Raw genomic sequence first — 24,433 nt, 5'->3', positions numbered from 1 at the left:
TGAGCCCCCAGTCGGAATCGAACCAACGACCTACTGATTACAAGTCAGTTGCTCTACCAGCTGAGCTATGGAGGCTTACTCTGGTGTGCCTTAGTGTTCTAAAGCGATGCAAAGGTATGTGCTATTTTGAAAACTGCAAATACCCGCTGCAACTTTTTTTATAGCTTTTGCTTAATGTTTTGAATGTCAGCTATAAAAAATTAACCTCTGAAGGCCTTTAGCTGCCGGTTAAGCTGCTCGATGCGGTGTTGAGCATCAGCAATACGGCCATCGTACTCTTCGCGTAATTTGTCGGCATTTTTAGAACGGGCAAAGAACTCGATGTTGGTACGTAATGTCTGTATGTCGTTCTGCAGCTGTGTTATTTCGCGGCGAATACTCTGCTCCTTGTGCTGTAGTTTCTGGGCAGCATCCGGGCTGTTCTTCAGGCGCTCCACCTGCAGTTTTACAACCATCTCGGTACGTTCTTCCAAACTAAGGCCAGGCACGCGCTCCAGGTAGCTTTCCATAAGCGAGATAAACTTCTCCTCTACTTTCGGGCTGCTGCGCTGGTTGTTCTGATCAAGGGCGCGCCACTGGCTCACAAACTGGTTATACTCCTCAAGCGAGGCAGGCTCTGTGGGCTGTGAAATTATTTCTGAGATCCTGTCAGTCAGCTCCATCTTTTCAGACGACAGCTTTTCGAGTTCAGCGCTACGGCTTTGCTCCTGTGCCTGCTTACGATCAAAAAACTCGTTGCATGCACTTCTGAATCGCTGCCATATCTTATCCGAATATTTATCCGGTACACGGCCAATGGTTTTCCATTTTTTCTGGAGCTGAATCAGTTTTTCTTTGGTCGAGTTCCAGTCGTTGCTGTCTTTCAGGCTCTCCGCTTGTTCGCATAGTTCGGTCTTCAGGCGCAGGTTCTGCATTTTCTGTTCATCAAGGCCTTTAAAGAACTGGTTCTTATGTTGAAAGAAAGCTTTATAGTTGCTCCAGAAATTCTTGTTCACTTCTTCGGCATACTCTTTCGGTACCAGGCCGGCAGCATCCCATTCTTCCTTCAGTTTCTGAATTTCGTCAGTCTTATCGCGCCACTCGTTTATGCGATCAGTGTTAAAACCCTGGTACGCCTGCAATCTTTCCAGCAAAGCACGTTTCTTTTCCAAGTTCTGCATCTCGTGCACTTTGCGGTCTTCCTGGTAAGCTTTGCGGCGGGTATGTACTTTTTCAGATGCCTGTATAAAACGTTCCCATATCGTGTCGCGCTGGTCGTTCGGTACCGGGCCAATGTTCTTCCACTCTTCGTGCAGGTGGCGTAGTTCTTCCAGTGCCTTATTTATAGTTGGTTCGTTCTCCAGCGCTTCAGCACGTTCTATCAGCAGTATTTTGGCATCCAGGTTACGCTTGCGGTCAAGCTCTTTCAGCTCATAAAAAATGCTGCGGTTATTATAGAATATATCGAGCAGGGCATGATATGAATCCCATAGTTGCTGCGCAGCTCCTGCTGGTACCGGGCCGGTGCTCTTCCACTCTGTCTGTATCTTTTTCAGCTCGTCGGTGCTACTCTTTGTTTCAGCAGATTCTACCAGTTCACGCAAACGCGACAGTAATTCCTGTTTGCGTTCCAGGTTACGGTTACGCTGTTCTTCTGTTTGCTGGCGTTCCTGATGGCGGGCATCGCGGTAAGATGTCAGTAATTTTTCGAGGTCCTGGTGCTCCGGTGTGGCATGGTAATCAAAATCTTCTTCGGTACCACCCTCCTGCTTAAAACGGTCTAAGGCTTCGGCTTTCTCTGCCTGGAAGCGCAGGTCGTAATAGCGCTGTATCTCATTTATAGTCCGGTGCTTTTTACGGGCGTCGCTGCTCTTTAGTATATTCGCTAATATAACACGCAATTCGCCAATACCTAGCTGGCTATAGTCTGTATGGTCTTCTTCGTCTAATTCTTCGTCATCATGATGATCTGCATGAGCGGCTGGCTGCGATGCAGCAACTGGTACTTCCGGAGTAATTTCGGCAGCATTGCTTTCCTGAACAGGCTCGGCAGGCGTGGCCGGAGTTTCTGCAGAAGGAGTTTCTTCAACGTCTGTAGTGCCGGTGTTGGCTTCGGCAAATACTTCTGTTATCTCTTCTGAGGCGGCAGCTTCTTCTTTTGTTTTCAAGTCGGGCATTACTTCCGGCTGTTGCTCTTTCGGAACCTCCGTTTCCGCGGGTTCTTCGCTTTGTTTGCCCGCATTTATCTCTGCCAGGCGTTTATCTATAATACTTTGCGGCGATTCAGACTGTTGCTTTTGTTCATCTGCTGCATTTTGATTCTCAGGTTGGTTAACCTCAGCTCCGGTAGTGTCCAGATCCTTGTTTTCTGTAGTCATGATTACGGATAAGTTTACAACGTAATAACATTAGTTCAGGCGTGGGTCTACCGGATAGTTCGATAAAACCTTGTACTTGCCCCCCATCTGGCGCAGGATGCTTCGCCATAGAGTATCTGCCTCTAAATTAAACAATTTATTCACAGCATTGTTATTTACTATCCAAACATTTTTATCAATCTCTTCCTGCAGTTGCCCGGCCGTCCAGCCGGAATAACCTAAAAAGAAACGAACATCTGCTGATGTTACCAGTCCAGACCCGATCATGGTTCGCAGCATTTCAAAATCGCCGCCCCAATACAGGTCCTCTCCCAGTTTTACTGCCTGAGGCAGATCGGGCAGTCTGTGCAGGTAGTGCAGGGTATTAAATTGCACCGGTCCTCCAATTCCTAAGGTAACGTCAAAAGCATCGTTATAAATGTCCACTACATCCGAAAGTTTCATGTCTGAGAGTTTGTTCAGTACAAGCCCAAAGGTTCCTTCAGCTTCGTTATGGTTACACAGCAATACAACAGAGCGCTCGAAATTCGGGTCGCCCTGGTAGGGTTCGGATATGAGAATACTCCCGCTCTGAGGCTTTATCAACCTTTCTTCTTCCTTCTTCATTAAGTCAGTTTTAAGTATTTTGTTGTACTCTTTCTGCCCTGTTTATAGTTACAGCCAGTGCGTAGTTTTATTACGAAATGTATACACTATAGTAGCAATTTTTGCACTACGCATATTTATAGTTTAAGGTACGGTAATCGCGGCACAGGACAGATAAATATGCCAGACTGTAACTTAATTGCGATGAAAGCGGATATTTTTTTAATTTTGGACAAACTGACCAAGCCTATGTCTCTGTTACCACATATTGCCGCAATCCGCAAGAATTATGCGATGGAGTCGCTCACCGAAGCATCTGTAGCTCAGGACCCGATAACCCAGTTTAAGAACTGGATGGAGGAAACTATAGCCGCAGAAGTAAACGAACCAACTGCTATGGTGCTTTCTACGGTAAACAGCTCCGGAAGGCCATCTGGACGGGTGATCTTACTCAAAGATGTAACTACGGATGGTTTTATCTTTTTCACGAACTATAGCAGCCGCAAAGGCCAGGACATGCTGGAAAATCCGGTTGCATCGCTTACGTTTTTCTGGCCCGAACTGGAGCGCCAGGTGCGTGTGGAAGGAACTATAGCCAAAGTGGCCGACGAAATGTCGGATGCTTATTTCCATAGCAGGCCGGTTGGCAGCCAGATAGGTGCCTGGGCATCGCCGCAAAGCCAGCCTATAAACAGCCGCGAAGAACTGGAAACAGCCGACAAAGACTTTACAAAACGTTTTGCGGATCTGGATGTTATACCAAGACCGGAACACTGGGGCGGCTATATTTTAGCACCTGATCATGTAGAGTTCTGGCAGGGCCGCCCGAACCGCCTGCACGACCGCATTGTGTATGAACTGCAGAACAAACAGTGGCACTTAAAACGCCTGGCTCCGTAATGCGTAAGGCACTTTTAAAGCTTAGATAACACACCTCCTCACCCTACAAAATGGCAGAGATATTACCCTTAAAAGCCTGGCGATACAGCCACTTCATGGATCATAAAATTGAAGAGCTTACATCTCCTCTTTTTGATGTGGTTTCGGCGAAGCAGCGTGAGGCCCTGTATCGTAATCCGTATAACAGCATCCATCTTTCTGTTCCGCTTGGCACCCAGCCCGCCGACGAAGCTGCCGCCTTGTTACATCACTGGAAAGAGAGCGGCGTACTGGCGCAGGACCCACTACCTGGCATTTATGTGTACTACCAGTATTTTAAGCTATCAGGGGAGAAAAAAGAATATTGCCGTAAAGGGTTTATCTGCCATATAAAAGCTTACGACTGGAGCGAGCGTATACTGCTTCGCCACGAGAATACCATACCCAGTGCCGTTAACGACAGAATAAACCTGCTTGCCAAAACTGAGCTTAACAGTAGCGCTACACACGGTCTGTATACCGATCCGGATTTTATGCTGGAGCAGTACATGGATGAAAGCATTAAGTCGCCGATCTATGAAACGGAAGATTACCAGGGTGTGCGCGATGTTTTGGCTGTGATTCACGACCACGATGTGATACAACAGTTTATGGATGTGTTGCGTGAGAAACAAGTATTGCTGGCTGACGGACACCATCGTTACGAAGGCTCGCTGGAGTACCGAAAACACATGATGGCACAAAATCCATCGCATACCGGTTACGAGTCTTATAATTATCATTTAATGTACCTCACCAATACCGAGTCTGATGACCTGCGCATTTTGCCAACGCACCGCGTACTGCAGCAGATCGATCTGTCGGATGAGGAATTTTTGCAGCGGCTGAGCGAATATTTTACGATCACTCCGAAAGAAGACCCGGTTGAGCTGAACGAGGTTATAGTTGGGAAGCAATGGGCTTTTGGTTTGTACCTGTCTGGTAACGCGTATAAGTTGCGCCTGAAACCTGAAATACACCATTTGATTGATTGGAATGTACCGCAGGAAGTAAAGGACCTTGACCTGACCGTGATGCATTACTTTATTTTCCAGCGCGTATTAGGAATAGACCCGGAAGTGCAGCGTAACTACAGCCGCCTGAGTTATGAGCGCAATTTTACGACCTGTATCCGTCAGGTTGATACCGGTGCTTCACGCCTTGCCCTAATTACCAACGAAGTGTCGATGGAACAGGTAAAAAGGGTTTGCTATAGTGGAGCGATCATGCCGCAGAAATCTACGTTCTTTTACCCAAAGGTTATCTGCGGATTTTTATTTAGCTCGATCAAAGAAAATGAATTTACTACGGCCCCTGCTGCTTGCCTCTAATTCGCCGCGTCGCAAAGAACTGCTTACCGGTTTGGGTCTGACGTTTGATGTGCATGTAAAAGAAGTGGAAGAAGATTACCCGGCAGAACTGAAACGTGAACATGTAGCTGAATTTTTAGCAGCACACAAAGCTGAACAGTATTTCGAGGACCTGGAAGATCATATTTTACTGACGGCAGATACGATCGTTTGCCTCGGCGACAAAGTGCTGAACAAACCCGCCAATTACCAGGAAGCATACGATATGCTCCGCTCCCTTTCCGGCACCAGCCACGAAGTAATTACAGGTGTCTGCATTCTAACCCGCGATGTGAAAGACGTTTTTTACGATACCACAAAAGTATACTTTAAAGACCTTAGCCACGAAGAGATCGATTACTACATCACCAACTATAAACCCTACGACAAAGCCGGCGCTTACGGCATACAGGAATGGATTGGCAAGATTGGTATCGAGCGGATTGAAGGTTCTTACTTCAACGTAGTAGGCCTCCCTGTTCAGAAACTTTACAAGCAACTTGTTGAGCTTGGCTTTTTGGTTGTTGATTGATGGGCGTTGATTGTTGGATTGTTCGATAGTTAAGACCAACTATAAATCCTGACACATATCACAGCAATAATTAATTACCAGTTCTACCTTAATTTGCTGTTCCGGACATTTCGCTGTTCCGGAACTTTGTCTGCTGCGGACTTCCATATCCGCATTAATGCCTGGCTAATCTACGGGGACTCGGAAGTCCCCGGCAGAAAGCTTTCGGACAGGGATGTCCGAAAGAGCAGCAATATCTGCTCTGAAACTCTTATCAAACTATAGTAACTATAGATCCGAATCTGTGATCTGTGTGCGGCTTAAACTATACCAACTATAGCCTTTACAAAACTATAAACCAGTCCTGCTGCTGCGGATTAAAAGCTAATTAGTTACCTTTGTGGTTTGTTTATAGGGTCCAACTATAAGCATTCAGCAATTAACAGCAAGCAGCAATGTCATTTATTAAATTATACCTGGCTCCGGGTAAGGAGAATTCTCTTAAACGTTTACATCCGTGGGTGTTTTCGGGCGCCATACGCAAAGCAGACGGCGAACCGGAAGAAGGCGAAATTGTAGAAGTATATTCCAGTAAGCGCGAGTTCCTGGCAATGGGCCATTATGCCTTGGGTTCTATCGCCGTTCGTATTTTCTCTTTTGAGCAGGTAGAGCCGGATTATAGTTTCTGGAAAAGCAAAGTGCAGCAGGCATATGATTACCGCAACCGTTTGGGCCTGATCGACAACCCGGAAACAGATGTTTACAGACTGATCTATGCGGAAGGCGACGGCGTGCCGGGGCTTATAGTTGACATGTACAAAGATACGGCCGTAGTTCAAACCCATTCGCTGGGCATGTATAATGTGCGCGAATTTGTTACGAAAGCGTTGCAAGAAATTTATGGCTCAAAGTTGCGTGCTGTTTATGATAAAAGTGCTGAATCGTTGCCGCAGAAATCTGTGCCGGGAGCTGTGAACGGTTACCTTTTCGGAGAATCGGAAGGTGGCGTAGTAGTTACCGAAAATGGCAATAAATTCTTTATAGACTGGGAAACCGGGCAAAAGACCGGCTTCTTTATTGATCAGCGCGAGAACCGCGAATTACTTGCCCGTTATTCAAAAGGCAAATCTGTACTGAATACCTTCTGCTATACTGGTGGATTCTCGGTGTATGCCTTGAATGTTGGCGCCGAACTGGTACACTCCGTGGATGTTTCTAAAAAAGCGATAGAGCTAACTATAAAAAATGGTGAGTTAAGCAGCGCGCCTGAACGCCACGAAGCTTATGCCGTAGATACTTTTGATTTCCTTAAAGGCAAGGAAGATCTGTATGATGTGATCGTGCTGGACCCACCTGCATTTGCCAAGAGCCAGAAAGTGCGCCACAATGCTGTTATGGGTTACAAACGCCTGAACGCCGAAGCCATGAAGAAGATAAAGCCGGGCGGTATACTCTTCACGTTCTCGTGTTCGCAGGTAGTAGATAAATACCTGTTCAATAATACGGTTATGGCAGCTGCAATTGAGGCAGGCCGTAACATTAAAGTAATGCACCATCTCTCCCAGCCCGCCGACCACCCGATCTCCATCTTCCACCCGGAAGGCGAGTATCTGAAAGGTCTGGTACTGTTTGTAGAGTAAGTTGCTATAGTTAGAAAGTCTGGAAGTTAGAAGGTTAGAAAGTTATCCTAACTATAAAAGAGAAAGCCGGTGCAATTTATAGTTGCACCGGCTTTTATGTTAATTGTCATTTCGAACTGAGTGAGAAATCTATCTAAGCTATAGTTTGAGATGGATCTCTCCTATTGTCGAGATGACAAGTAAACGGGTTGACAAAACAATCTATTCCAAGACAGACTTTTCCGGTAATTCATTTGGCAGATCCATTCTAATACGCCACTCTTTGGGGTAATAATTATTGATGCGGTTGCCGATCTGCTTTGCCCAGCCCAGCGGGTAGCCTTTGTACTGTAGCAGTACCCAGTCCGACCCGTTTGTGCCCAGGTTGATATCCTCTTTGCGTAAGTAGCGGATTGCCTGTTCCAGGTCTAATTCAAAGGTGTTGAATTCTTCTTTGTTGAGGTATTGCGATAAGGCCAGTGGTTGCAGCGGTTTTACTTTTTTACCTGCTACTTCTGCTACCTGGGTACCCCCATATATCACGTATAGTTTCTGATAAACCTCGTCTGCTGCTTCTAACAGGTTTTCGGGTATTGTAAAGATGGTATCGTTGTGCTGTATCCAGGCAAAGTCTTCCGGGTTTAAGAGCCAGTCCTGCACCAGAGCTTTCTCTTTTTTGCCGGCTTCCTGCAGTTTAAACTTTTTCTTTTTGCCTGTAGTATAACCTTCCTCTTCAGCTTCGCCGGCTTTGCGCATTACCGCTAAAAAGAATCCCTCGCCCTGCACAGCATGCGGGTAAAAGCGATAGCCTTCTACACCATTTAATTCTGAACGAACGATTCCCCAACTGACATCAACATCCAGTTTAATACTTTGTGCATTTTCCTGCTCGGCAAGCCAGGCCATATTCTCTTCGTTCTCGGCTTCATTCCAGGTGCAGGTACTATAGATCAGGATGCCGCCCGGTTTCAGAGCTTGCCAGATCTCTGACAAAATGCGTTGCTGACGACGGGCGCATAGTATCACATTTTCTTCCGACCATTCCTGTACGGCCTGCGGGTCTTTCCGGAACATGCCTTCGCCACTGCAGGGCGCATCCACTACCATTACATCAAAAAACTCAGGTAACCTGCCGAAATCGCGCGGATCGTTATTTGTAACCAGTACATTTCCCGACCCCCATTTAGCGATGTTCTCGGCCAGTATAGTTGCGCGACTTTTTATAACTTCATTCGATACCAGTAAACTGTCTTTAGAGATCAGGCTGGCCAGGTGTGTCGATTTTCCGCCGGGAGCGCCGCAGAGGTCAAGTACATGAAGCGGTTGATCCAGGTCAGTGGTTTGTTTCAGGGCTTGTTCCAGGAACATCGAACTTGCCTCCTGCACATAATATGCGCCGGCATGCAAAAGTGGGTCTAAAGTAAAGGAAGGACGCTCGGCTAAATAATAACCGCTGTCGGACCAGGGAACGTGTGACAGGCTTACCTCGGAAGTGTATTTCTGTTTATTAACCCGGATGCTGACAGGTGGTGTATGCTGCAAAGCCTGCTGAAATTTGGAGAAATCAGCGCCTAACAGTCGCTGCATGCGTGTTTCAAATGTTTCCGGGAGTTGTGCCATGCTGCAAAGATACGGCGAAATCAGGGAAGTTGCTTGGCTTATGCGTTTATGGTGCGAGCATTATCGCCTTAACTTGTTCCACAACTTTTTCACAAAAGGAAAGCAATGAAAGCTGATTTGACGGCACATGTCTCAAGTTTAGCGTTAGCGCAACTTTGGACTGTATATGGAGCCAGTTTGTAACTGGCGAATTCCATAAACTATACTTCCGCCAGTTACAAACTGACTATCATGAGTAACCACTAGTTACCGCTGTGCTCAAACTGGCGGTATAAATCAACTATAAGCTCGTTTTTCAGAAAAGTTATGGAATAAAGCACGAGTGAGGACGCTCGCGCTATAAATTTAGTGTTTTTTCAACCGGATAAATTCCTCAGCTATCGGCACATCGGCGGGGCACCAGCTATAGTTTAGCAATTCATCTATACTTACCCAACTATAGGCATTGTGTTCAGCTAACTTTATTTCTCCGGATTGCAGCGTGCAGGTGTATGGGATCAGTTCTATAGTTTTAGAACCATAGCTGTGTTTTACCGGCGTTAGGCGTTGTTGCGGAACTATAAGCAGGTTCAGTTCTTCCTGTATCTCCCATATCAACGCATCAGTTTCCGATTCACCTGCATCTATTTTACCTCCCGGAAATTCCCATAGTAAGGGTTGCGCCATTTTGCTGCTGCGCTGTGTAATGAGCACCTTAACGTCTTGTTCTATAATCGCGCAAACTACATGCAGCATGGGAATTTCCGGGAGGTATAGTTAGCTTATTTACGTTTTGGCAATACGCCACTTATAGTTACACCTAAAGCATTAGCCGAGTAAGTGTTATTATCCTGGTCTTTATAGTTCATGATCGTATACGATACCCCGATTCCACTATAGGCGATCTCGAAAATAGCCCCGGTACTTCCATCAAACTCCATATTTTTGCCAATGCCATCTGCGTTCAATTTTATAGCCTGATGCTTCACTACACCGGCACCTAATCTGATCTTCTCGGTAGCCATCCAGTTTGCTGTAAAATGTAGCGGCACGCGTGTTAGCCTGATGTGTGCATTGTCGGCGGCGGTGGTTACATATTTGTACCCTATTGTAGCGCGCAAACGTAACTGCTCCAGTTTCCTGAACTGAAACTCGGCGCCTACGGCTATAGCTACTCCCTGCCCGGCATTAATAGATTGGGTATCACCATTCGTGAACGTTACGGTTCCTACCTCATCGCCGCCAAATTCAAAAGCACCACCCAATAAAAATCGCACCGGTTTATAGTCTGATACATCCTCAACAGTTGGAGGAGCTACAACCAGAGTAGAATCTGAGACCTGGGCTTCTGCCACAGAATAGCTGCCAATGCCTAAGAGACTCAGGAGTAAAAATTTCTTCATAAAAATATTTTGGCTTATAGTTGAAAAGTGCCCGAAAATTAAATAATTATTTTATCTGTACTATATTTCCAATAATAAATATAATGTAGTTATAACATTAATTTAGAGGCATAAAAAGAGCATCTGCTGGTTTCAAGCAGATGCTCTTTAATTGGTTTCTTAATATGGTTTATTTGATACCTTAAATACTACATTTACCGTTCTTAATGTCTTCCTCGGTAGGATTATAGTAATTTCCCCAAAGTTCTAAGACAACTATATTATAAGAGGATAATATAGTTAATCCACAAAAATTTCTTAAAGATTTGTTTTCATTTATCGCTAACCCACCTGTTTCAACTTTCCTAAGCTTACCCAAACCATCCAAATTAGTTAATTTGTCATTTTTTCTAATTACTAAGTAAAGGGATGTTTCAAGATTAGAAAGGGCGTTAAGGTTTTCTAAAGCTTGATTTGAAGATAGGTAGAAGGAATCGGTTTCTTTCAGGCCTGTTAAACCATTGAGAGATTTTAACTTAGGATTAGCAGTGATTATAAGCGACTTAATTGTAGACACTCTAGATAATCCGCTAAGATCTGTCAACCCTGAATTATTGTGGATGGCTACAGAGTTTATAGTTCCACCAATATTTTTAAGACCGTTAAGGTTCGCCAAGTATTCAGTATCATAAATTTCTAATCTATTTGAGATGCTTTTGATATTACGTAAGCCATCAATGTTTTTAATTGACGGACTTTTACTAATTGAAAGTAATGACAAACCAGCTGTAATACCCGCTAAACCATTAAGATTTTCCAACGAATTGTTAGCGAAAATTTCGACAGTACTATTTTCCTCGATGTTTAAAGTAGAAAGAGCATCAATATTTTTAACTTGAGTACCTATGATAGCTAATTTACTCTTAACATAAGTGATGCCCTTTAAGCTACTAATATCTGTAATGTTATCACCGAATAAAATTAGTTCACCTTCTACCCGAGTATAATTCAGTTTCCCAAATTCATCGACTTCGGCCTGTGTATCTAAATAAAGGTGACCATTATAAATTTTCTCAGGTACTACTTCATCATCTTTACCACAGGACGTCAGGCATATCAACACAACTAATGCAAATAACTTTGCTAAAGGTTTCATATAAGGGTAAGTCTATAAAAATCTAAATAGTATTCTAAATTAAGAGATGTTGTACTGGTAATGTAAACAAATGCTTTATTCTTAACCTACTTCAGCTTCTCTTTCAGAATCTCAAACTCCACTCCTGGCGATATCTTTTCATACAGGATCAGGTACACCGCGTTGGTAATCGGCATATCAACCTGCAAGGTCTTGTTCAGTTCGTATATGCTTTTCACGGCGTAGTAGCCTTCGGCCACCATGTTCATCTCTACCTGCGCAGATTTTACAGTGTAACCACGGCCGATCATGTTACCGAACGTACGGTTACGGCTAAACTGGGAGTAAGCTGTTACAAGCAGGTCGCCGAGGTAAGCCGAACCATTCAGGGCGCGGTGCATCGGCATAATAGTATCCAGGAAACGCTCTATCTCGAACATCGCATTCGATACCAGTACCGCCTGGAAATTATCGCCATAGTTCAGGCCACGCGCAATACCACAGGCCAGGGCAATAATGTTCTTCATCACGGCGCAGTATTCAATGCCATCCAGGTCGTCGAGGGGGTTGGCTTTTACATAGCGGTTGCGCAGCAGCTCACAGAAACGCTCGGCCGTACTAATGTCGTGCGAGCCTATAGTTAAATAAGACTGTTTTTCGAGAGCAACTTCTTCGGCGTGGCATGGTCCCGCAATTACCAGCTGGTGACTGTTCGGAACATTAAAGTGATTCTCGACATACTCCGTGATTAGTATATTCTCCTCCGGAATCATGCCTTTTATTGCCGAAACTATAACTTTGCCTTGCAGCGCATTTGCCGGCAATTCGGCAATGGCTTCCTGTACAAAAGCTGCCGGTACGGCCAGTATTACCCAATCGGCAGCTGCCACCACAGCCTGAATATCAGAATGAGGCTTAACATAGTTCAGGTCGAACTGCACCCCACTCAGGTAACGCGGGTTATGCTTATAGTTTACAAGGTGCTGCACATCGTTATGGTTGCGCATCCACCAATGTACCTGCGATTTGTTTTCGGAGAGGATCTTGACAAGCGCAGTTGCCCAGCTCCCCCCTCCTATAACGGCTATTTTTTCCAAGTCTATTCTTCGTTTTCTTCTTTCTCCTCGTCTTCAGCAGCTGTTTTGCTGATAGACTTTGCATCTTTTACTACCACTTTGCTGCCATCCTTCAATGTTTTAGATACAGCTCTGAACGGACCAGACACTACTTTCTGGCCAGCTTTTACACCACTTAGTATCTCAATATTATCGAAATCGCTGATGCCGGTCTTTACTTTCTGTGCTTTTACGGTATTGGTAGCAGCATCATACACAAACACGATCTCATCAACCTTCACCTGCTCACGTTTTTCCTTCTCTTCTTCAGTTTCTTTGGCAGGGTTGCCTGCATCCTTTTTGTCTTTTTCATCGGCACGGGTAGTCACCGCCGACAGTGGTACAGATAATACATTGCTTTTACGCTCTGTAATAATATCAACCGAGGCAGTCATGCCCGGGCGGAAAGGGAAACGATTCTTTTTAGCCAGGTGGTCGTAAGAGTCGTTGATCAGCCGTATACGAACTTCAAATTCAGTAACAGCTTCCAGGGTAGTCGCGTCTTTTGCCGTGTTGGCTATGGATGTTACCACCCCTTTGAACTTTTCATCGCTTGTCGTGTAAGAGTCCACTTCAACTATAACCGAGTCGCCCTGGGTTACCCGGATAATGTCGTTCTCGTTCACGTTTACACGCACTTCCATGTTATTCAGGTTAGCGATGCGCATAATCTCGGTACCGGCCATCTGCGATGTACCCACCACACGCTCGCCACGCTCTACATTTAATTTAGAAACTGTTCCGCTAACAGGCGCATAAATGGTGGTCTTGTTCAGGTTTTCGCGGGCGTCTTTTAAAGATGCCTGTGCATTTTGTACACCAAATTCCGCAGCGCGTATGCTTTGCTTCAGCGATTCAATTTCCTGCAGGCCGGCATTGTAGCTGGCACGGCTTTGCTCGTACTCCGCTTCAGAGATAACCTTCTGCTCGTATAGTTTCTTGTTACGCTCATAAGCCTGCTTAACCTGCACCTGGTTGGCCTGTGCCTGCGCCAAGCGGGCTTTAGACTGCGATAACTGAGCCCTGGATGAGTTTACGGTTGCCTGCTGCGCATCTACAAAAGACTGGTAGTTATCAGGACGGATACGAAGCAACAACTGGCCTTTAACCACCGAGTCACCTTCTTCCACATTCAGTTCAATGATCTCTCCTGATACGTCCGGGCTTATCTTCACTTCTGTTTCGGGCTGTACTTTGCCCGAGGCACTAACTTTTTCTACGATCTCTGCCTTTTTAGCATCAGACAGCAATACTTCTGTTCCATCTTCTTTCCCTAACCAGCCGGCTTTTTTTGCTACAACTATAAAAACTATAGCTACAACTAATACAGTGATTAAAATTGGAATGAGTTTTTTTGATTTTTTAGCTGCCATGGTTTCTTATAAAGTGATTTCTTTACCCTGGTAAAAGTCCAGTACCTTAAGTTTAAAAGTATACTCGTATTTGGCTTGAATTAAATTAGACTGGGCTCTGCGGTAGTTGCTCGTGATCACGAAAAAATCAACTGTATTGATCACGCCGCTGTTGAGGCGAAGCTCTGCGTTCTTATAGTTCTTTTCGAGGGCCTGCACCTGTACTTTAGCGGCTGCATATTTGCGCTGTGCAGCAAGGGCATCCACATAGGCCTGTTCTATTGTCTGGCGAAGCTGGTTGCGCTCTATGTCGGCATTTATTTTGGCATTCAGCTGGCCAAGCTTGGCACGCTGAACATTGTTACGTGCCAGAAAACCGTTAAATACCGGGATGCTGACATTGATGCCTACAAACTTGTTTATATTATCCTGGAACTGATCTACGATGTTGCTGTTCTCATAAATGCCTTGCTCAAATGTAAAAGGCATATAATAAGTCTGGGTCTGTGTTCCTGTCTGGTCAAGGTAAAAAGTCTGCTCTCTTCTTCCTGATATCGTTTCGACACCGATCAGTCGTTGGCCACCCTTTATATACCTTGTGTTTATACCTGCTGCCAGCGACAACCTCGGATAATAGGCACCACGCGCAATAGCCAGTCCTTTATCGGCACTTAGCATGCGCAGGTCAGCCGCTTTTACACCCGGCTGGGTTTGCACGGCCACATCATACACCATGGTAGGTTCTGCCAGCGCAGGGTTATTATCCGGCTCAGGTACTTCAGGTATGATGATGTTAAAATCTTTGGCTTGCTCGTTTTCCAGGTTAAGGAGCTGTATAAGCGACAAGCGGGCAATGTCGCGCTGGTTCTGGGCATTTATAATATCCAGTTCGTCAGTTGACAGCTGTGACTCAAGATCCAGAACAGCAATTTCGGCAACGCTGCCGGCTTTGTACAGGATGCGGGTTCTATCCAGTTGCTTCTGCGTGGTGCTGCGCTGTAGCTCAGCCGTTTTGATCAGCTCCTCCGAAAACAAAATGTTTAAGTAAGAGGTGATAACCTGCAGTGTAATATCGTTTTGTAAGGCCAGTATATCCTGCTCACTTGCCTGCAGATCAAGTATATTTTGCCTGATCAGGTTGGTCTGTTGTAAACCCATAAATAGCGGCAGGGATGTGTTTGCCTGGAAGTTGGCCGTCTGAGAATTCTCGGTACTCAAACTAAAGTCTACGGGGTTTTGGTACGAACCAGTATTGAAACTATAGCCACCGCTGCCGTTCAGATCCGGCAAACGATCCATGCGGGACTGTTTCAGGTCTATTTTGTTCAGGTCGCGGTTAACACCCGATTGCTTCACCTGCAGGTTGTTTTTCTGGGCGTACTCAATAGCTTCGGTCAGTGTCCAGCCTCCCTGTCCCGGGTTGTCCTGGCCTATAGCCGGAGCCGAAAATAGCAGCGAACCCAACGCAAGCATTAAAAGCAGGTTCTTCGATTTCTTCATAGTTTAGGTTTTAAGGGTCAGTTATAGGTCAATGTTAGGAATGTAGACCACGTGTTTTACCCAACTTAATTGTTTCAGGTATTCGAGGGTTATCGGTTTTATACCCGAGTCCATTTCTATGAACTGGCGGGCCATTTCGTTCTTGCCTTTCCGCGATACGCTCATGGTGGCAATGTTGCAATCATCGTGAGCAATAACTGAAGCAATATGAGCTATACTTCCTGTTCTGTCATCAGCATCAATAATCAGCGTGTGCAGGTTTGCCGAGAAACTGGCTGTAAATCCATCTACTTCAACGATCTGAATTACCCCGCCGCCACGGCTCTGGCCGACTACTTCCACTTCGCGTCCCTGCGCTTTCAGGTTAAGCTTAATGGTGTTGGGGTGCATGGTTGAGGCATTACCTACAGACTTAAAAGTATATTTCAGGCCACGTTCTTTGGCATGGTCAAATGCTTCTTTAATGCGTTTGTCGTCGGTTTTAAAATCCAGCAGGCCGGCAACTATAGCTCGGTCGCTGCCGTGGCCTTCGTAGGTGCGGGCAAAAGAGTTATAGAACGTGATAATGGCTTCTTCGGGGGCTGCGCCAAGAATGCGGATAGCGGCTCTGGCAATACGAACCACACCGGCTGTATGCGAACTTGACGGCCCGATCATGACAGGACCAATCATATCAAAAACACTGCTTTTTTCGGCCATAACAGGTAAGCGTATTAGTAAAATATCGTGGAAACCAAATTTATGAATAAACTCCCAGTATTTCAGCAAGCAAACTATAAAATAGCTACATTTCTACCAACCTGCAATTTAGCTATACCAACTCCCCTGCCTGCTCCATTAACTAAGCGCAAGCAGGTGTAAACTGAATAAGTGAAGTTTTAATGTGATGTTAACTATAGTTCTATTGGCGTCTGTTTTCGTAAAATCTAATGGATCAGGATAATATTTGAGTTTTGCCATGTTCGGAACTATAGATTTTCTTACTTTGCGCAATAAAACAGCTTCTCACATAAATAACCAACTATGGACTACAACTTTAAACCGGAAGTGCTTGAGCAATTAAAGCGGCTGGAAGAAAAGTATGTGCCTTTAGGCCAGGATCTGGCGGCCTACCTGGAAGGACTTTATCACACCGATTTCCTGAATTACTGGGACTACATACATCTGGATACGCTGCTAAGCCTTCAAAATCCGCGCACTACTATTCCGGATGAAAAGATATTTATCATGTACCACCAGATAACGGAGCTGTACTTTAAGCTTTGCCTGGAAGAGTACCGGCAAATAGGTGATGATAAGAATATTACAGCCGAAGTATTAACTAAACGCTTGAAGCGAATTAACCGCTATTTCGATAACCTGATCAACTCGTTTGATGTGATGGTGGACGGCATGGACCCGAAGCAGTTCCTGCAGTTTAGAATGGCGCTGATGCCTGCCAGCGGTTTTCAGTCGGCGCAGTACCGGTTAATTGAGATAGCTTCTACAGACCTGCGTAACTTGGTAGCAAAAGACAAACGCGCTGTGCTTGGTTTGCAGAGTACCCAGGAAGAAATGATCGGTTGTATTTATTGGAAAGAAGGCGCAACCGAAGTGGCTTCCGGGGCAAAGACATTAACCTTGATCCAGTTCGAGGAAAAATATACTCCACAGCTGATCGCTTTTGCCAAGGAATACGAGCACAAAAACGTCTGGAGTGTGTACAAACGCCTGCCGGAAGCGGAACAGCAGAACGAAAAACTGAAGCGCCAGATGCGCGACCTCGATAGCAACGTAAACGTGAACTGGCCACTGATGCACTATAAATCAGCGGTACGCTACCTGCAACGCGACCCGGATATAATTGCGGCCACTGGCGGAACAAACTGGATGAAATACCTGCCTCCAAAATTCCAGAAACGCATTTTTTACCCGGAACTCTTTACCGAACAGGAACACGAAGAATGGGGTAAAGGCTGGGTAGATAGGGTGCTGAACGGGGAGATTTAATTGTTAATTGTTAAATTGTTAAAGGTTTAATTGTTAATTGGTTAATTGACAATTGTTAAACTGCGGGATTGTCATTCCGAGTGAAGCCGAGGAATCTTATGTGTCTTATAGTTGAGATAGATCTCTCCTACAGTCGAGATGACAGAATTAGTATAAGTAGCAGGATTGTCCCCTCAAGGGGACACTTAACATAAGCATGACCTCACAGCGTCTCTCAGAACTGTGAGGTCTTTTTTTATGTAGATTGAATTTGCATTACCTTTGTATTGTTATTCGTCAAACTATAGTTTAAACCAGTGAGTCTGGAGACTCAAATCCACTGTAAGTCACCGGTTGGATACCGGCGCCAGTTTACAGAATTAATTGTGCAACTATAGCTGAGTCGACAATTTAACCATTTAGCAATTCAGCCATTAGAATTAATATAGCTGAGTCAACAATTAAAAAGTTTAAGGTTAACTACCTTACCTAACTACATGAGAAAGAAAGAACTGGAGATCGTGTTGTCTCCTGAGGTGGCTTTTGATGCCGCACAATTAGAACACGAATTACTGAAAAGCGCCCGCCTTCAGCCTGAAGATGTAAAACTCCTGCACCGCATAAAGCGCTCTATAGATGCCCGCGGCCGCCAGGTGTTAGTCCGCGTTAAAGCCGACCTTTACTTAGATTCCCCTCCTGCCGAGATCATTTCGCCGGTCTATAGTTACAAAGATGTTTCCGGTGAGAAGCCTGTTATTATAGTTGGTGCCGGACCCGCTGGTTTGTTTGCTGCCTTGCGCTGCATAGAGCTTGGGTTAAAACCTATAGTTCTGGAGCGTGGCAAAGATGTGAGAAGCCGCCGCAGAGACCTGGCAGCCATCAACAAAGAGCATATCGTAAACCCGGACTCGAATTACTGTTTCGGGGAAGGCGGCGCTGGTACGTACTCTGATGGTAAACTATACACCCGTTCCAAAAAACGTGGCGACCTGTTGCGTATCTTGCAAATATTTGTGCAGCATGGCGCAACGCCGGATATTCTTTTTGATGCTCATCCCCACATTGGTACCAACAAATTGCCTAAAATCATAGAAGCTATCCGGGAAACGGTGCGTGAAGCTGGCGGTGAAGTACTTTTTGATAAGCGCGTGACCCGTTTTATAGTTGAGCGTGGCGAAATGAAAGGCGTGGTTACGCAGGATGGCAAGGAATACATTGGCGAATCAGTGATACTGGCGACAGGACATAGTGCCCGCGATATTTTTGAAACCCTGCATACTTCCGGGGTAACTATAGAAGCCAAACCATTTGCTATGGGCGTGCGCGTAGAACACCAGCAGAGCCTGATAGACAGCATACAGTATAAATGCGAAGATCGGGGGGCTTACCTGCCGGCTTCCTCTTATGCTTTGGTGCAGCAAAACGTTTACAACAACAAACAACGCGGTATCTTCTCGTTCTGTATGTGCCCGGGCGGTTTTATAGTTCCTTCGGCAACGGCACCCGGCGAAGTGGTAGTAAATGGTATGTCGCCAAGCCGCCGCGATTCTAAATTTGCCAACTCCGGTATAGTAGTAGCCATTGAGCTGGAGGATATGGAACTGGAGAAATATGGTCCATTGGCTGGTTTGCGCATGCAGCAGGCCCTGGAACAGAAAGCCTGCCAGATGGCCGGTGGTACACAGGTTGCTCCAGCCCAGTTGCTTCAGGATTTTACCCAGGGCAGAGTTAGTAAATCGTTACTGGAAACGTCGTATCAGCCTGGCCTTGCTTCTGTAGACATGAATGAGCTTTTCTCGGATGATATGGCGTACCGCTTACGCGAAGGCTTTAAAGGCTTTGGCAACAAGATGCGTGGCTACCTGAGCAACAATGCCCAGATCGTGGGTGTCGAGAGCCGTACCTCCTCTCCTGTCCGTATTCCTAGAGACCGCGAAACCCTGGAACATGTATCTATAAAAAACCTGTACCCATGCGGCGAAGGTGCCGGTTATGCGGGCGGTATAGTTTCAGCAGCGATGGATGGCGAGCGTTGTGCTGAGATGATAGCGGCCAAAGTAAAGCGGGTACTATAGTTGGATTGGCTTAAGAAAGATTTGGTTTAAAACCTAACTATAAAAGTAGCTGTAAACTAATCATATACTTTGTTATACTTAAAGTAAAAACTATGAAAAAGACAGTGGTGTTGGGAGCATCTGATAATCCATCACGCTATTCCTATAAAGCAGTGCAACGACTGCAGCAGCATGGCCACGAAGTAGTGCCGGTGGGCATTAAAAACAGTAAAGTTGGCGGGCTGGATATTATTACAGACAAAACACAAAAGGTGGATAATGTAGATACATTAACGCTTTATGTAGGTCCACAAAACCAGCCGGTATGGTATGACTATATCATTTCGTTAAGGCCAAAACGTATCATCTTTAACCCAGGTACCGAAAACCGCGAACTGGAGCAAATGGCCGAAGAAAACGGCATCGAAACGATGCACCATTGTACCCTGGTGATGCTGGCCAGCAGTACATATTAAAATTTTTTCAGGGTAAAGTATAACCTGGCAAAAAGTCATTCGTATAAATAAGTGTAAGTTAAGCAGATGGCATTTGTTGTCTTATGTTTAACATAGAAAAAGGGATCTGTACAAGATCCCTTTTTTGTTTTCCATCTGTTATAGTTTGCTTTCAGGCGTTTTCCTGTCCTCATCCGATTTCTCCTCCATCTGGTAACGCATAGTAGCTGCCAGGGCACTGTCTGGTAAAAGGTTAGATGCGCCTGCCTGAACTTTGTTCATCATACCCGAAACAACCCGCGACTCCCCTTTCATCAAAGCATTGTATCCATCTCTGGCAACTTCTTCCGGGGAAGATAAAGGACCATTTGCGGCGCGGGTATTCTCGGCATCGGCACGCTTAAAGAAGTATGTGTCGCTGGCACCCGGGCAAAGAGCAGTTACCGTTATATTTTTGTCTTTCAGTTCGTTTTGGAGTGCCTCTGTAAAAGAAAGTACAAAAGCTTTGGTAGCCGCATATACCGACATCAGCGGCGAAGGCATGAACGAAACAATAGATGCTAGGTTCAGGATCTTACCCTCGTTGCGGGCCACCATATCCTGCAGGAAGAGTTTGGTCAGGTGTACCACGCTGGCTATATTCAGCTGAATGATCTCCAACTCCCTTTCCAACTCAGTTTCGTGAAAGAAGCCATGCAAGCCGGCTCCGGCATTATTTACCAGCACATCTACTTTAATGCCTTTTTGCTTCAGCTCGTCGTAAATTTCCTGTGGCGATTCCGGCCGCGATAAGTCTGACTGCACAATGCACAGATTCTGCAGTTGGTACTCGTCCTGTAAACTATAGCCCAGTTCTTTTAACCGGTCAGCGCTTCGTGCTACCAACACTAGGTTATAGTTGTCTTTGGCAAACAGTTTGGCAAATTCCAGCCCGAAACCGTTGGATGCCCCCGTAATAAGTACGGTCTTCCGATTGTTACCTTCCATTGTTTTCATAGTTATATTTTATACTCCCGACTAAAGCATAGTACTTTGCCGGAACTATAAGTTTACAGCAGCAACACGCTGAAGGTTACTCTCTAACTATAAACGTTACAATAAAAAGGCAGAAAATCTGCTACTATACTTCCCGCCGAAGCACTTCCAGTGGAGGCCGGCTTAAAATGCCACGACTGTTTAAGATGCCGATAACCACGGTAAGCAGCGTAATACCTATGAATACTGGAATGAGCGGCCATAGTACTGGTACAAAAGTTACCTCGAAACTAAAGACAGCCAGGGCCCAACTGGCAAATACAGCCAGTACCACCCCTGTTCCGGAAGCCAATGCACCAAGCAGCAGGTACTCAAAAGCAGTTATAGTCAGTATCTGTTTACGGCTGGCTCCCAACGTTCTCAAAAGCACGCTTTCCTGTACCCTTTGAAACTTACTGATGTTGACGGAGCCGATAAGCACCAGCAAACCTGTACTGATACTGAACAAGGCCATGAACCGGATCACAAAGGAAATCTTGCCCAGGATATCATCCAGCGTTTGTAAGATAAGGTCCAGGTCAATAGCTGACACATTCGGGAAACGCTGCACCAGGGACCGTTGAAAATCGGCTGATTGCTGATCTGATTTAGTACGCGTCATCAGGATATGAAACTGCGGAGCATCTTCTAATACGCCTTTCGGGAAAAGCACCAGGAAGTTACTTTGCACACGGTTCCATTCTATTTCGCGGAGGTGCGCCACACGGGTTGGCATTAACGCGCCCTGCACATTAAATATCAGTGTATCGCCAAGCTTTACTTTAAGTCGTTCTGCGTATCTGTCTTCTAGTGAGATAGGTACAACTTCTATATCAGCTGCCACTTCTCCAATCCACTCTCCTTCTTCTGTAGTTTCCGAATCAATCAAGGTGTCGCGGTAGGTGACGCGGTACTCGCGGGTAAAGGCCCAGTCAGGTATGCCTAACGTAGTGTCCTGGCGAACATCGGTTCCGGTCAGGCCATTCATTTCTTCCAGGCGCATCGTTACCACCGGCACCATTTGCTGCACCGGTAATCCTTCGGCTTTAGCCATATCTATCACGCCTTGGCGCTGAGCAGTCTGTATATCAAACAGCACCAGGTTAGGCTGATTTTCGCTTCCGGCAACGGCAACTTCCGAGATCAACAGGCGCTGCATCAGCACAAGCGTGGCAATAAGAGCCGTACCCAGGCCAATAGAAACTGTCAGTAAGAGCGTCTGGTTATTTGGTCGGTATAAGTTTGCAAGGCTTTGGCGCCATACATAACCCCAATTTACCGGGAAGAAGCGTTTAACCAGCCACATCATGCCGCGGGCCAGTAAGGCCAGCACTATAAAACCAACTACCACACCACCTGTAAAAGCCAGCGCCCGAAGCCAGGTTCCTAACTGGAAGTAAGCAAACACCAGTACAAACAGCAATATCAAGCCATAAACCGCTAATCGTAACGGGTCTTTCTGTTTGGTCAAATGCTCTACGCTGGAGCGCAAGGTGATTATCGGGGAAACGTTGCGTATCGTTAGCAATGGCAGCAAGGCAAATAAAACCGACACCAGTACGCCAATACCAATGCCTTCTATAATAGCCAGCCACGATACTGAAACGGTAACTTCAACAGGAAGGAAAGCCTGGAACAACTGAGGTAAATATAACTGGATCAGGCTACCAAGAATAGCTCCAATAATAGCCCCGATCAGCCCCATCGCCATTACCTGGAATAAGTAGATCAGGAAAGCTTGTTTGCCACTTACCCCGATGCAGCGCAGTACGCCTATAGTTGCCAGCTTTTCACGAATGTACACATGCACGGCACTTGCCACACCTACACAACCTAACAACAAAGCGACAAACCCAACCAGGGCCAGGAAACTTGCAAGATCGCTGTAGGCCTTTCCGGTACTTTCCTGACGGCTTTTTACAGTATCAAAGGCCATCCCATCTTCTTCCAGGCGCGGTTCCAGTTTTTTTACCAGTTTATCGGCATCGGTTTTAGCAGGAAGCTTAAAGTAATGATAATAACTGATACGGCTGCCTTTCTGCAATAAACCGGTTGCTTCCAGGTATTCTCTCGGGATATAAACTGCCGGAGCTATAGTTGCTGTAACGGCCGACTGGCCCGGAATTTTATGAAGCGCTCCCGCGATCTCAAAGGTAAGGTTACCAACCTTTATGGAGTCGCCGGGTTTGGTATTGAACTGTAGCAGTAAGGTGTTGTCAACCAGTGCGCGTCTGCCCTTCCTGAAACTTCTGCTTGCCTCCACAGGTTGGGTTTCGATGGCGCCATAGTACGGGAAGCCACCTTCCAATGCACGCACCTGTACTAACCTGGTACTCTGCGAGGCATTGAAATACACCATTGACACAAAACGCACTTCATCAGACCTGTCGCCACCCACCGCAATAGAATCGATCAGGGTTTTGATCTCTCCTTCCGGTGGTTTATTGCCAGCCATGACCAGGTCTGCGCCAATCAGCGACTTCGCCTGTTTATCTATATCTGTTCTAAGGTTATCGCTAAAGGAGTTGATAGCCACTAGCGCCGCAATGCCTAACACTATAGATGAAATGAACAGCGCCAGTTTGCCACGGTTCCGGCGGCTGTCGCGCCACGCCATCAGCAGAAGCCAGCGCAGGTTAAGTTTAGGTTTATCAGGAAGGTGTATATAGTTGTCAGACACGCGTCTTATAGTTTTGAGTTAGTGAGTTTGATAGTGAATGAGTGTGTAATGAATAATTAATAGAGATGAACGATTTATCAGTAAAGACCCAGACTGCAATAGTCATTATTCATTACACATTAACCATTATTCATTAGTGCCGTTACCTGGTCCGAAACTATAAGACCTCCTTTTATACGTATGATGCGGTTTGTTTTCTCAGCCAGCTCCAGGTCGTGGGTTACCAATACCAGCGTGGTACCGGCTTCTTTGTTCAAATCGAAAAGAAGTTGCTCTACGCGTGTGCCGGTTTCTTCGTCCAGGTTACCGGTTGGTTCATCAGCAAAAAGGATGGTTGGCCTGTTAGAGAATGCCCTTGCTATAGATACACGCTGCTGCTCACCACCCGAAAGTTGTGTTGGGTAATGGTCGGAACGTTCTGCCAGGCCCACGCGACCCAATAACTCCAGTGCTTGTTTTTGTACATTTCGTTCGCCGCGCAGTTCCAGGGGCACCATTACATTTTCCAGTGCTGTTAAGGTTGGTATCAGCTGGAAATTCTGGAATACAAAGCCAACATACATGTTACGAACCTGCGCACGCTCATCTTCGCTCATGTTGTCCAGCTTCACGCCATTCAGGATAACCGACCCGGAACTTGCCCTGTCGAGGCCAGCACATAAGCCAAGCAACGTAGTTTTGCCACTCCCCGACGGCCCAACTATAGAACAGGTATCGCCGGCCTGTAGCGAAAAGTTAATGTCCTGCAGCACCGTAAGGTGGCGGTCGCCGGAGTCGTAGGTTTTGGTCAGGTTCTGAATATCGAGTATGGTAGACACAGTAGCTTGTTTAATTTTGAAT

Annotated in this window: 20 protein-coding genes and 1 tRNA gene; 7 read left to right on the top strand and 14 right to left on the bottom strand. The window is 45.9% G+C overall.

The genetic code is table 11. The annotated features are described in order from the left end of the window. Positions 1-2 precede the first annotated feature (2 nt). The 3 genes from ABS362_RS12735 to ABS362_RS12725 form a co-directional block, all read right to left on the bottom strand. Positions 3-75 (bottom strand) — tRNA-Thr (locus ABS362_RS12735). 125 nt (positions 76-200) lie between these two features. Next, the gene (locus tag ABS362_RS12730; protein WP_350412862.1) at positions 201-2,357 is read right to left on the bottom strand and encodes a DUF349 domain-containing protein; all 2,157 of its coding nucleotides are present in this window, start codon (positions 2,355-2,357) and stop codon (positions 201-203) included. A gap of 30 nt (positions 2,358-2,387) precedes the next feature. Continuing rightward, positions 2,388-2,963, bottom strand: coding sequence for a YqgE/AlgH family protein (locus tag ABS362_RS12725; RefSeq protein WP_350412861.1), 576 nt, complete (start codon positions 2,961-2,963; stop codon positions 2,388-2,390). Positions 2,964-3,191: 228 nt separating this feature from the next. On the opposite strand from ABS362_RS12725, the gene pdxH reads away from it, so the two are divergent. The 4 genes from pdxH to ABS362_RS12705 all read left to right on the top strand — a co-directional run bounded on the left by pdxH (position 3,192) and on the right by ABS362_RS12705 (position 7,360). After that, a complete protein-coding gene (gene pdxH, locus ABS362_RS12720) occupies positions 3,192-3,842 on the top strand; it encodes a pyridoxamine 5'-phosphate oxidase (RefSeq protein ID WP_350412860.1) in 651 nt (216 codons plus the stop codon). A gap of 50 nt (positions 3,843-3,892) precedes the next feature. Continuing rightward, positions 3,893-5,191, top strand: a complete 1,299-nt coding sequence (locus tag ABS362_RS12715) for a DUF1015 domain-containing protein (protein ID WP_350412859.1) — start codon at positions 3,893-3,895, stop codon at positions 5,189-5,191. Then, on the top strand, positions 5,157-5,741 hold the full coding sequence (locus ABS362_RS12710; RefSeq protein ID WP_350412857.1) for a Maf family nucleotide pyrophosphatase: 585 nt from the start codon (positions 5,157-5,159) through the stop codon (positions 5,739-5,741). The genes ABS362_RS12715 and ABS362_RS12710 overlap by 35 nt, the downstream gene beginning before the upstream one ends. A 434-nt stretch (positions 5,742-6,175) precedes the next feature. After that, positions 6,176-7,360, top strand: a complete 1,185-nt coding sequence (locus tag ABS362_RS12705) for a class I SAM-dependent rRNA methyltransferase (protein ID WP_350412856.1) — start codon at positions 6,176-6,178, stop codon at positions 7,358-7,360. A 201-nt stretch (positions 7,361-7,561) separates the two neighbouring features. Here ABS362_RS12705 and ABS362_RS12700 read toward each other — a convergent pair whose 3' ends face one another. The 8 genes from ABS362_RS12700 to sdaAB form a co-directional block, all read right to left on the bottom strand. After that, positions 7,562-8,959, bottom strand: coding sequence for a methyltransferase RsmF C-terminal domain-like protein (locus tag ABS362_RS12700; RefSeq protein ID WP_350412855.1), 1,398 nt, complete (start codon positions 8,957-8,959; stop codon positions 7,562-7,564). A 345-nt stretch (positions 8,960-9,304) separates the two neighbouring features. Further along, positions 9,305-9,694 carry a (deoxy)nucleoside triphosphate pyrophosphohydrolase gene (locus tag ABS362_RS12695; RefSeq protein ID WP_350412854.1) on the bottom strand — a complete coding sequence of 130 codons (390 nt, stop codon included), beginning with the start codon at positions 9,692-9,694 and terminating at the stop codon, positions 9,305-9,307. A gap of 26 nt (positions 9,695-9,720) precedes the next feature. Further along, complete coding sequence (locus ABS362_RS12690; RefSeq protein WP_350412853.1) at positions 9,721-10,341, bottom strand: hypothetical protein; 621 nt, start codon at positions 10,339-10,341, stop codon at positions 9,721-9,723. Between the two features lie 181 nt (positions 10,342-10,522). Then, on the bottom strand, positions 10,523-11,476 hold the full coding sequence (locus ABS362_RS12685; protein ID WP_350412852.1) for a hypothetical protein: 954 nt from the start codon (positions 11,474-11,476) through the stop codon (positions 10,523-10,525). Between the two features lie 86 nt (positions 11,477-11,562). Further along, positions 11,563-12,552 (bottom strand): NAD(P)H-dependent glycerol-3-phosphate dehydrogenase, encoded by a 990-nt coding sequence (locus ABS362_RS12680; RefSeq protein ID WP_350412851.1) that lies wholly within the window; start codon positions 12,550-12,552, stop codon positions 11,563-11,565. A 2-nt stretch (positions 12,553-12,554) separates the two neighbouring features. Beyond that, positions 12,555-13,943, bottom strand: coding sequence for an efflux RND transporter periplasmic adaptor subunit (locus ABS362_RS12675; protein ID WP_350412850.1), 1,389 nt, complete (start codon positions 13,941-13,943; stop codon positions 12,555-12,557). A 6-nt stretch (positions 13,944-13,949) separates the two neighbouring features. Continuing rightward, positions 13,950-15,422 carry a TolC family protein gene (locus tag ABS362_RS12670; RefSeq protein ID WP_350412849.1) on the bottom strand — a complete coding sequence of 491 codons (1,473 nt, stop codon included), beginning with the start codon at positions 15,420-15,422 and terminating at the stop codon, positions 13,950-13,952. 21 nt (positions 15,423-15,443) lie between these two features. Further along, positions 15,444-16,121, bottom strand: a complete 678-nt coding sequence (gene sdaAB / locus ABS362_RS12665) for an L-serine ammonia-lyase, iron-sulfur-dependent subunit beta (protein ID WP_350412848.1) — start codon at positions 16,119-16,121, stop codon at positions 15,444-15,446. 324 nt (positions 16,122-16,445) lie between these two features. Here sdaAB and ABS362_RS12660 point away from each other — a divergent pair, with 324 nt between their 5' ends. The 3 genes from ABS362_RS12660 (at position 16,446) to ABS362_RS12650 (ending at position 19,920) form a co-directional block, all read left to right on the top strand. Then, complete coding sequence (locus ABS362_RS12660; RefSeq protein WP_350412847.1) at positions 16,446-17,411, top strand: tryptophan 2,3-dioxygenase family protein; 966 nt, start codon at positions 16,446-16,448, stop codon at positions 17,409-17,411. A 476-nt stretch (positions 17,412-17,887) separates the two neighbouring features. Continuing rightward, positions 17,888-19,465, top strand: coding sequence for an NAD(P)/FAD-dependent oxidoreductase (locus tag ABS362_RS12655; RefSeq protein WP_350412846.1), 1,578 nt, complete (start codon positions 17,888-17,890; stop codon positions 19,463-19,465). Between the two features lie 92 nt (positions 19,466-19,557). After that, entirely contained in the window at positions 19,558-19,920 is a 363-nt protein-coding gene (locus ABS362_RS12650) for a CoA-binding protein (protein WP_350412845.1), read from the top strand. Between the two features lie 138 nt (positions 19,921-20,058). Here the strand turns inward: ABS362_RS12650 and ABS362_RS12645 are convergent, their stop codons facing one another. From ABS362_RS12645 to ABS362_RS12635, 3 genes are all read right to left on the bottom strand, one after another. Further along, positions 20,059-20,895: an SDR family NAD(P)-dependent oxidoreductase gene (locus tag ABS362_RS12645; protein ID WP_350412844.1), complete on the bottom strand. Its 837-nt coding sequence runs from the start codon at positions 20,893-20,895 to the stop codon at positions 20,059-20,061. A 124-nt stretch (positions 20,896-21,019) separates the two neighbouring features. Then, a complete protein-coding gene (locus tag ABS362_RS12640) occupies positions 21,020-23,593 on the bottom strand; it encodes an ABC transporter permease (protein WP_350412843.1) in 2,574 nt (857 codons plus the stop codon). Positions 23,594-23,712: 119 nt separating this feature from the next. Then, on the bottom strand, positions 23,713-24,411 hold the full coding sequence (locus tag ABS362_RS12635) for an ABC transporter ATP-binding protein (RefSeq protein ID WP_350412842.1): 699 nt from the start codon (positions 24,409-24,411) through the stop codon (positions 23,713-23,715). Positions 24,412-24,433: the final 22 nt, after the last annotated feature.

This window comes from Pontibacter populi (assembly GCF_040278685.1).
Taxonomy (GTDB): Bacteria; Bacteroidota; Bacteroidia; order Cytophagales; family Hymenobacteraceae; genus Pontibacter; species Pontibacter populi.
This window is presented reverse-complemented; position numbering and strand designations above follow the sequence as displayed.

Excerpts from the sequence above, each read along its gene's own strand:
- ABS362_RS12710 (WP_350412857.1), top strand. The coding sequence starts at position 5,157 with ATGAATTTACTACGGCCCCTGCTGCTTGCCTCTAATTCGCCGCGTCGC.
- ABS362_RS12685 (WP_350412852.1), bottom strand. The coding sequence starts at position 11,476 with ATGAAACCTTTAGCAAAGTTATTTGCATTAGTTGTGTTGATATGCCTG.
- ABS362_RS12725 (WP_350412861.1), bottom strand. The coding sequence starts at position 2,963 with ATGAAGAAGGAAGAAGAAAGGTTGATAAAGCCTCAGAGCGGGAGTATT.
- ABS362_RS12715 (WP_350412859.1), top strand. The coding sequence starts at position 3,893 with ATGGCAGAGATATTACCCTTAAAAGCCTGGCGATACAGCCACTTCATG.
- ABS362_RS12695 (WP_350412854.1), bottom strand. The coding sequence starts at position 9,694 with ATGCTGCATGTAGTTTGCGCGATTATAGAACAAGACGTTAAGGTGCTC.
- ABS362_RS12705 (WP_350412856.1), top strand. The coding sequence starts at position 6,176 with ATGTCATTTATTAAATTATACCTGGCTCCGGGTAAGGAGAATTCTCTT.
- ABS362_RS12690 (WP_350412853.1), bottom strand. The coding sequence starts at position 10,341 with ATGAAGAAATTTTTACTCCTGAGTCTCTTAGGCATTGGCAGCTATTCT.
- ABS362_RS12730 (WP_350412862.1), bottom strand. The coding sequence starts at position 2,357 with ATGACTACAGAAAACAAGGATCTGGACACTACCGGAGCTGAGGTTAAC.
- ABS362_RS12670 (WP_350412849.1), bottom strand. The coding sequence starts at position 15,422 with ATGAAGAAATCGAAGAACCTGCTTTTAATGCTTGCGTTGGGTTCGCTG.
- ABS362_RS12655 (WP_350412846.1), top strand. The coding sequence starts at position 17,888 with ATGAGAAAGAAAGAACTGGAGATCGTGTTGTCTCCTGAGGTGGCTTTT.
- pdxH (WP_350412860.1), top strand. The coding sequence starts at position 3,192 with ATGTCTCTGTTACCACATATTGCCGCAATCCGCAAGAATTATGCGATG.
- ABS362_RS12660 (WP_350412847.1), top strand. The coding sequence starts at position 16,446 with ATGGACTACAACTTTAAACCGGAAGTGCTTGAGCAATTAAAGCGGCTG.
- ABS362_RS12675 (WP_350412850.1), bottom strand. The coding sequence starts at position 13,943 with ATGGCAGCTAAAAAATCAAAAAAACTCATTCCAATTTTAATCACTGTA.
- sdaAB (WP_350412848.1), bottom strand. The coding sequence starts at position 16,121 with ATGGCCGAAAAAAGCAGTGTTTTTGATATGATTGGTCCTGTCATGATC.
- ABS362_RS12700 (WP_350412855.1), bottom strand. The coding sequence starts at position 8,959 with ATGGCACAACTCCCGGAAACATTTGAAACACGCATGCAGCGACTGTTA.
- ABS362_RS12650 (WP_350412845.1), top strand. The coding sequence starts at position 19,558 with ATGAAAAAGACAGTGGTGTTGGGAGCATCTGATAATCCATCACGCTAT.
- ABS362_RS12645 (WP_350412844.1), bottom strand. The coding sequence starts at position 20,895 with ATGAAAACAATGGAAGGTAACAATCGGAAGACCGTACTTATTACGGGG.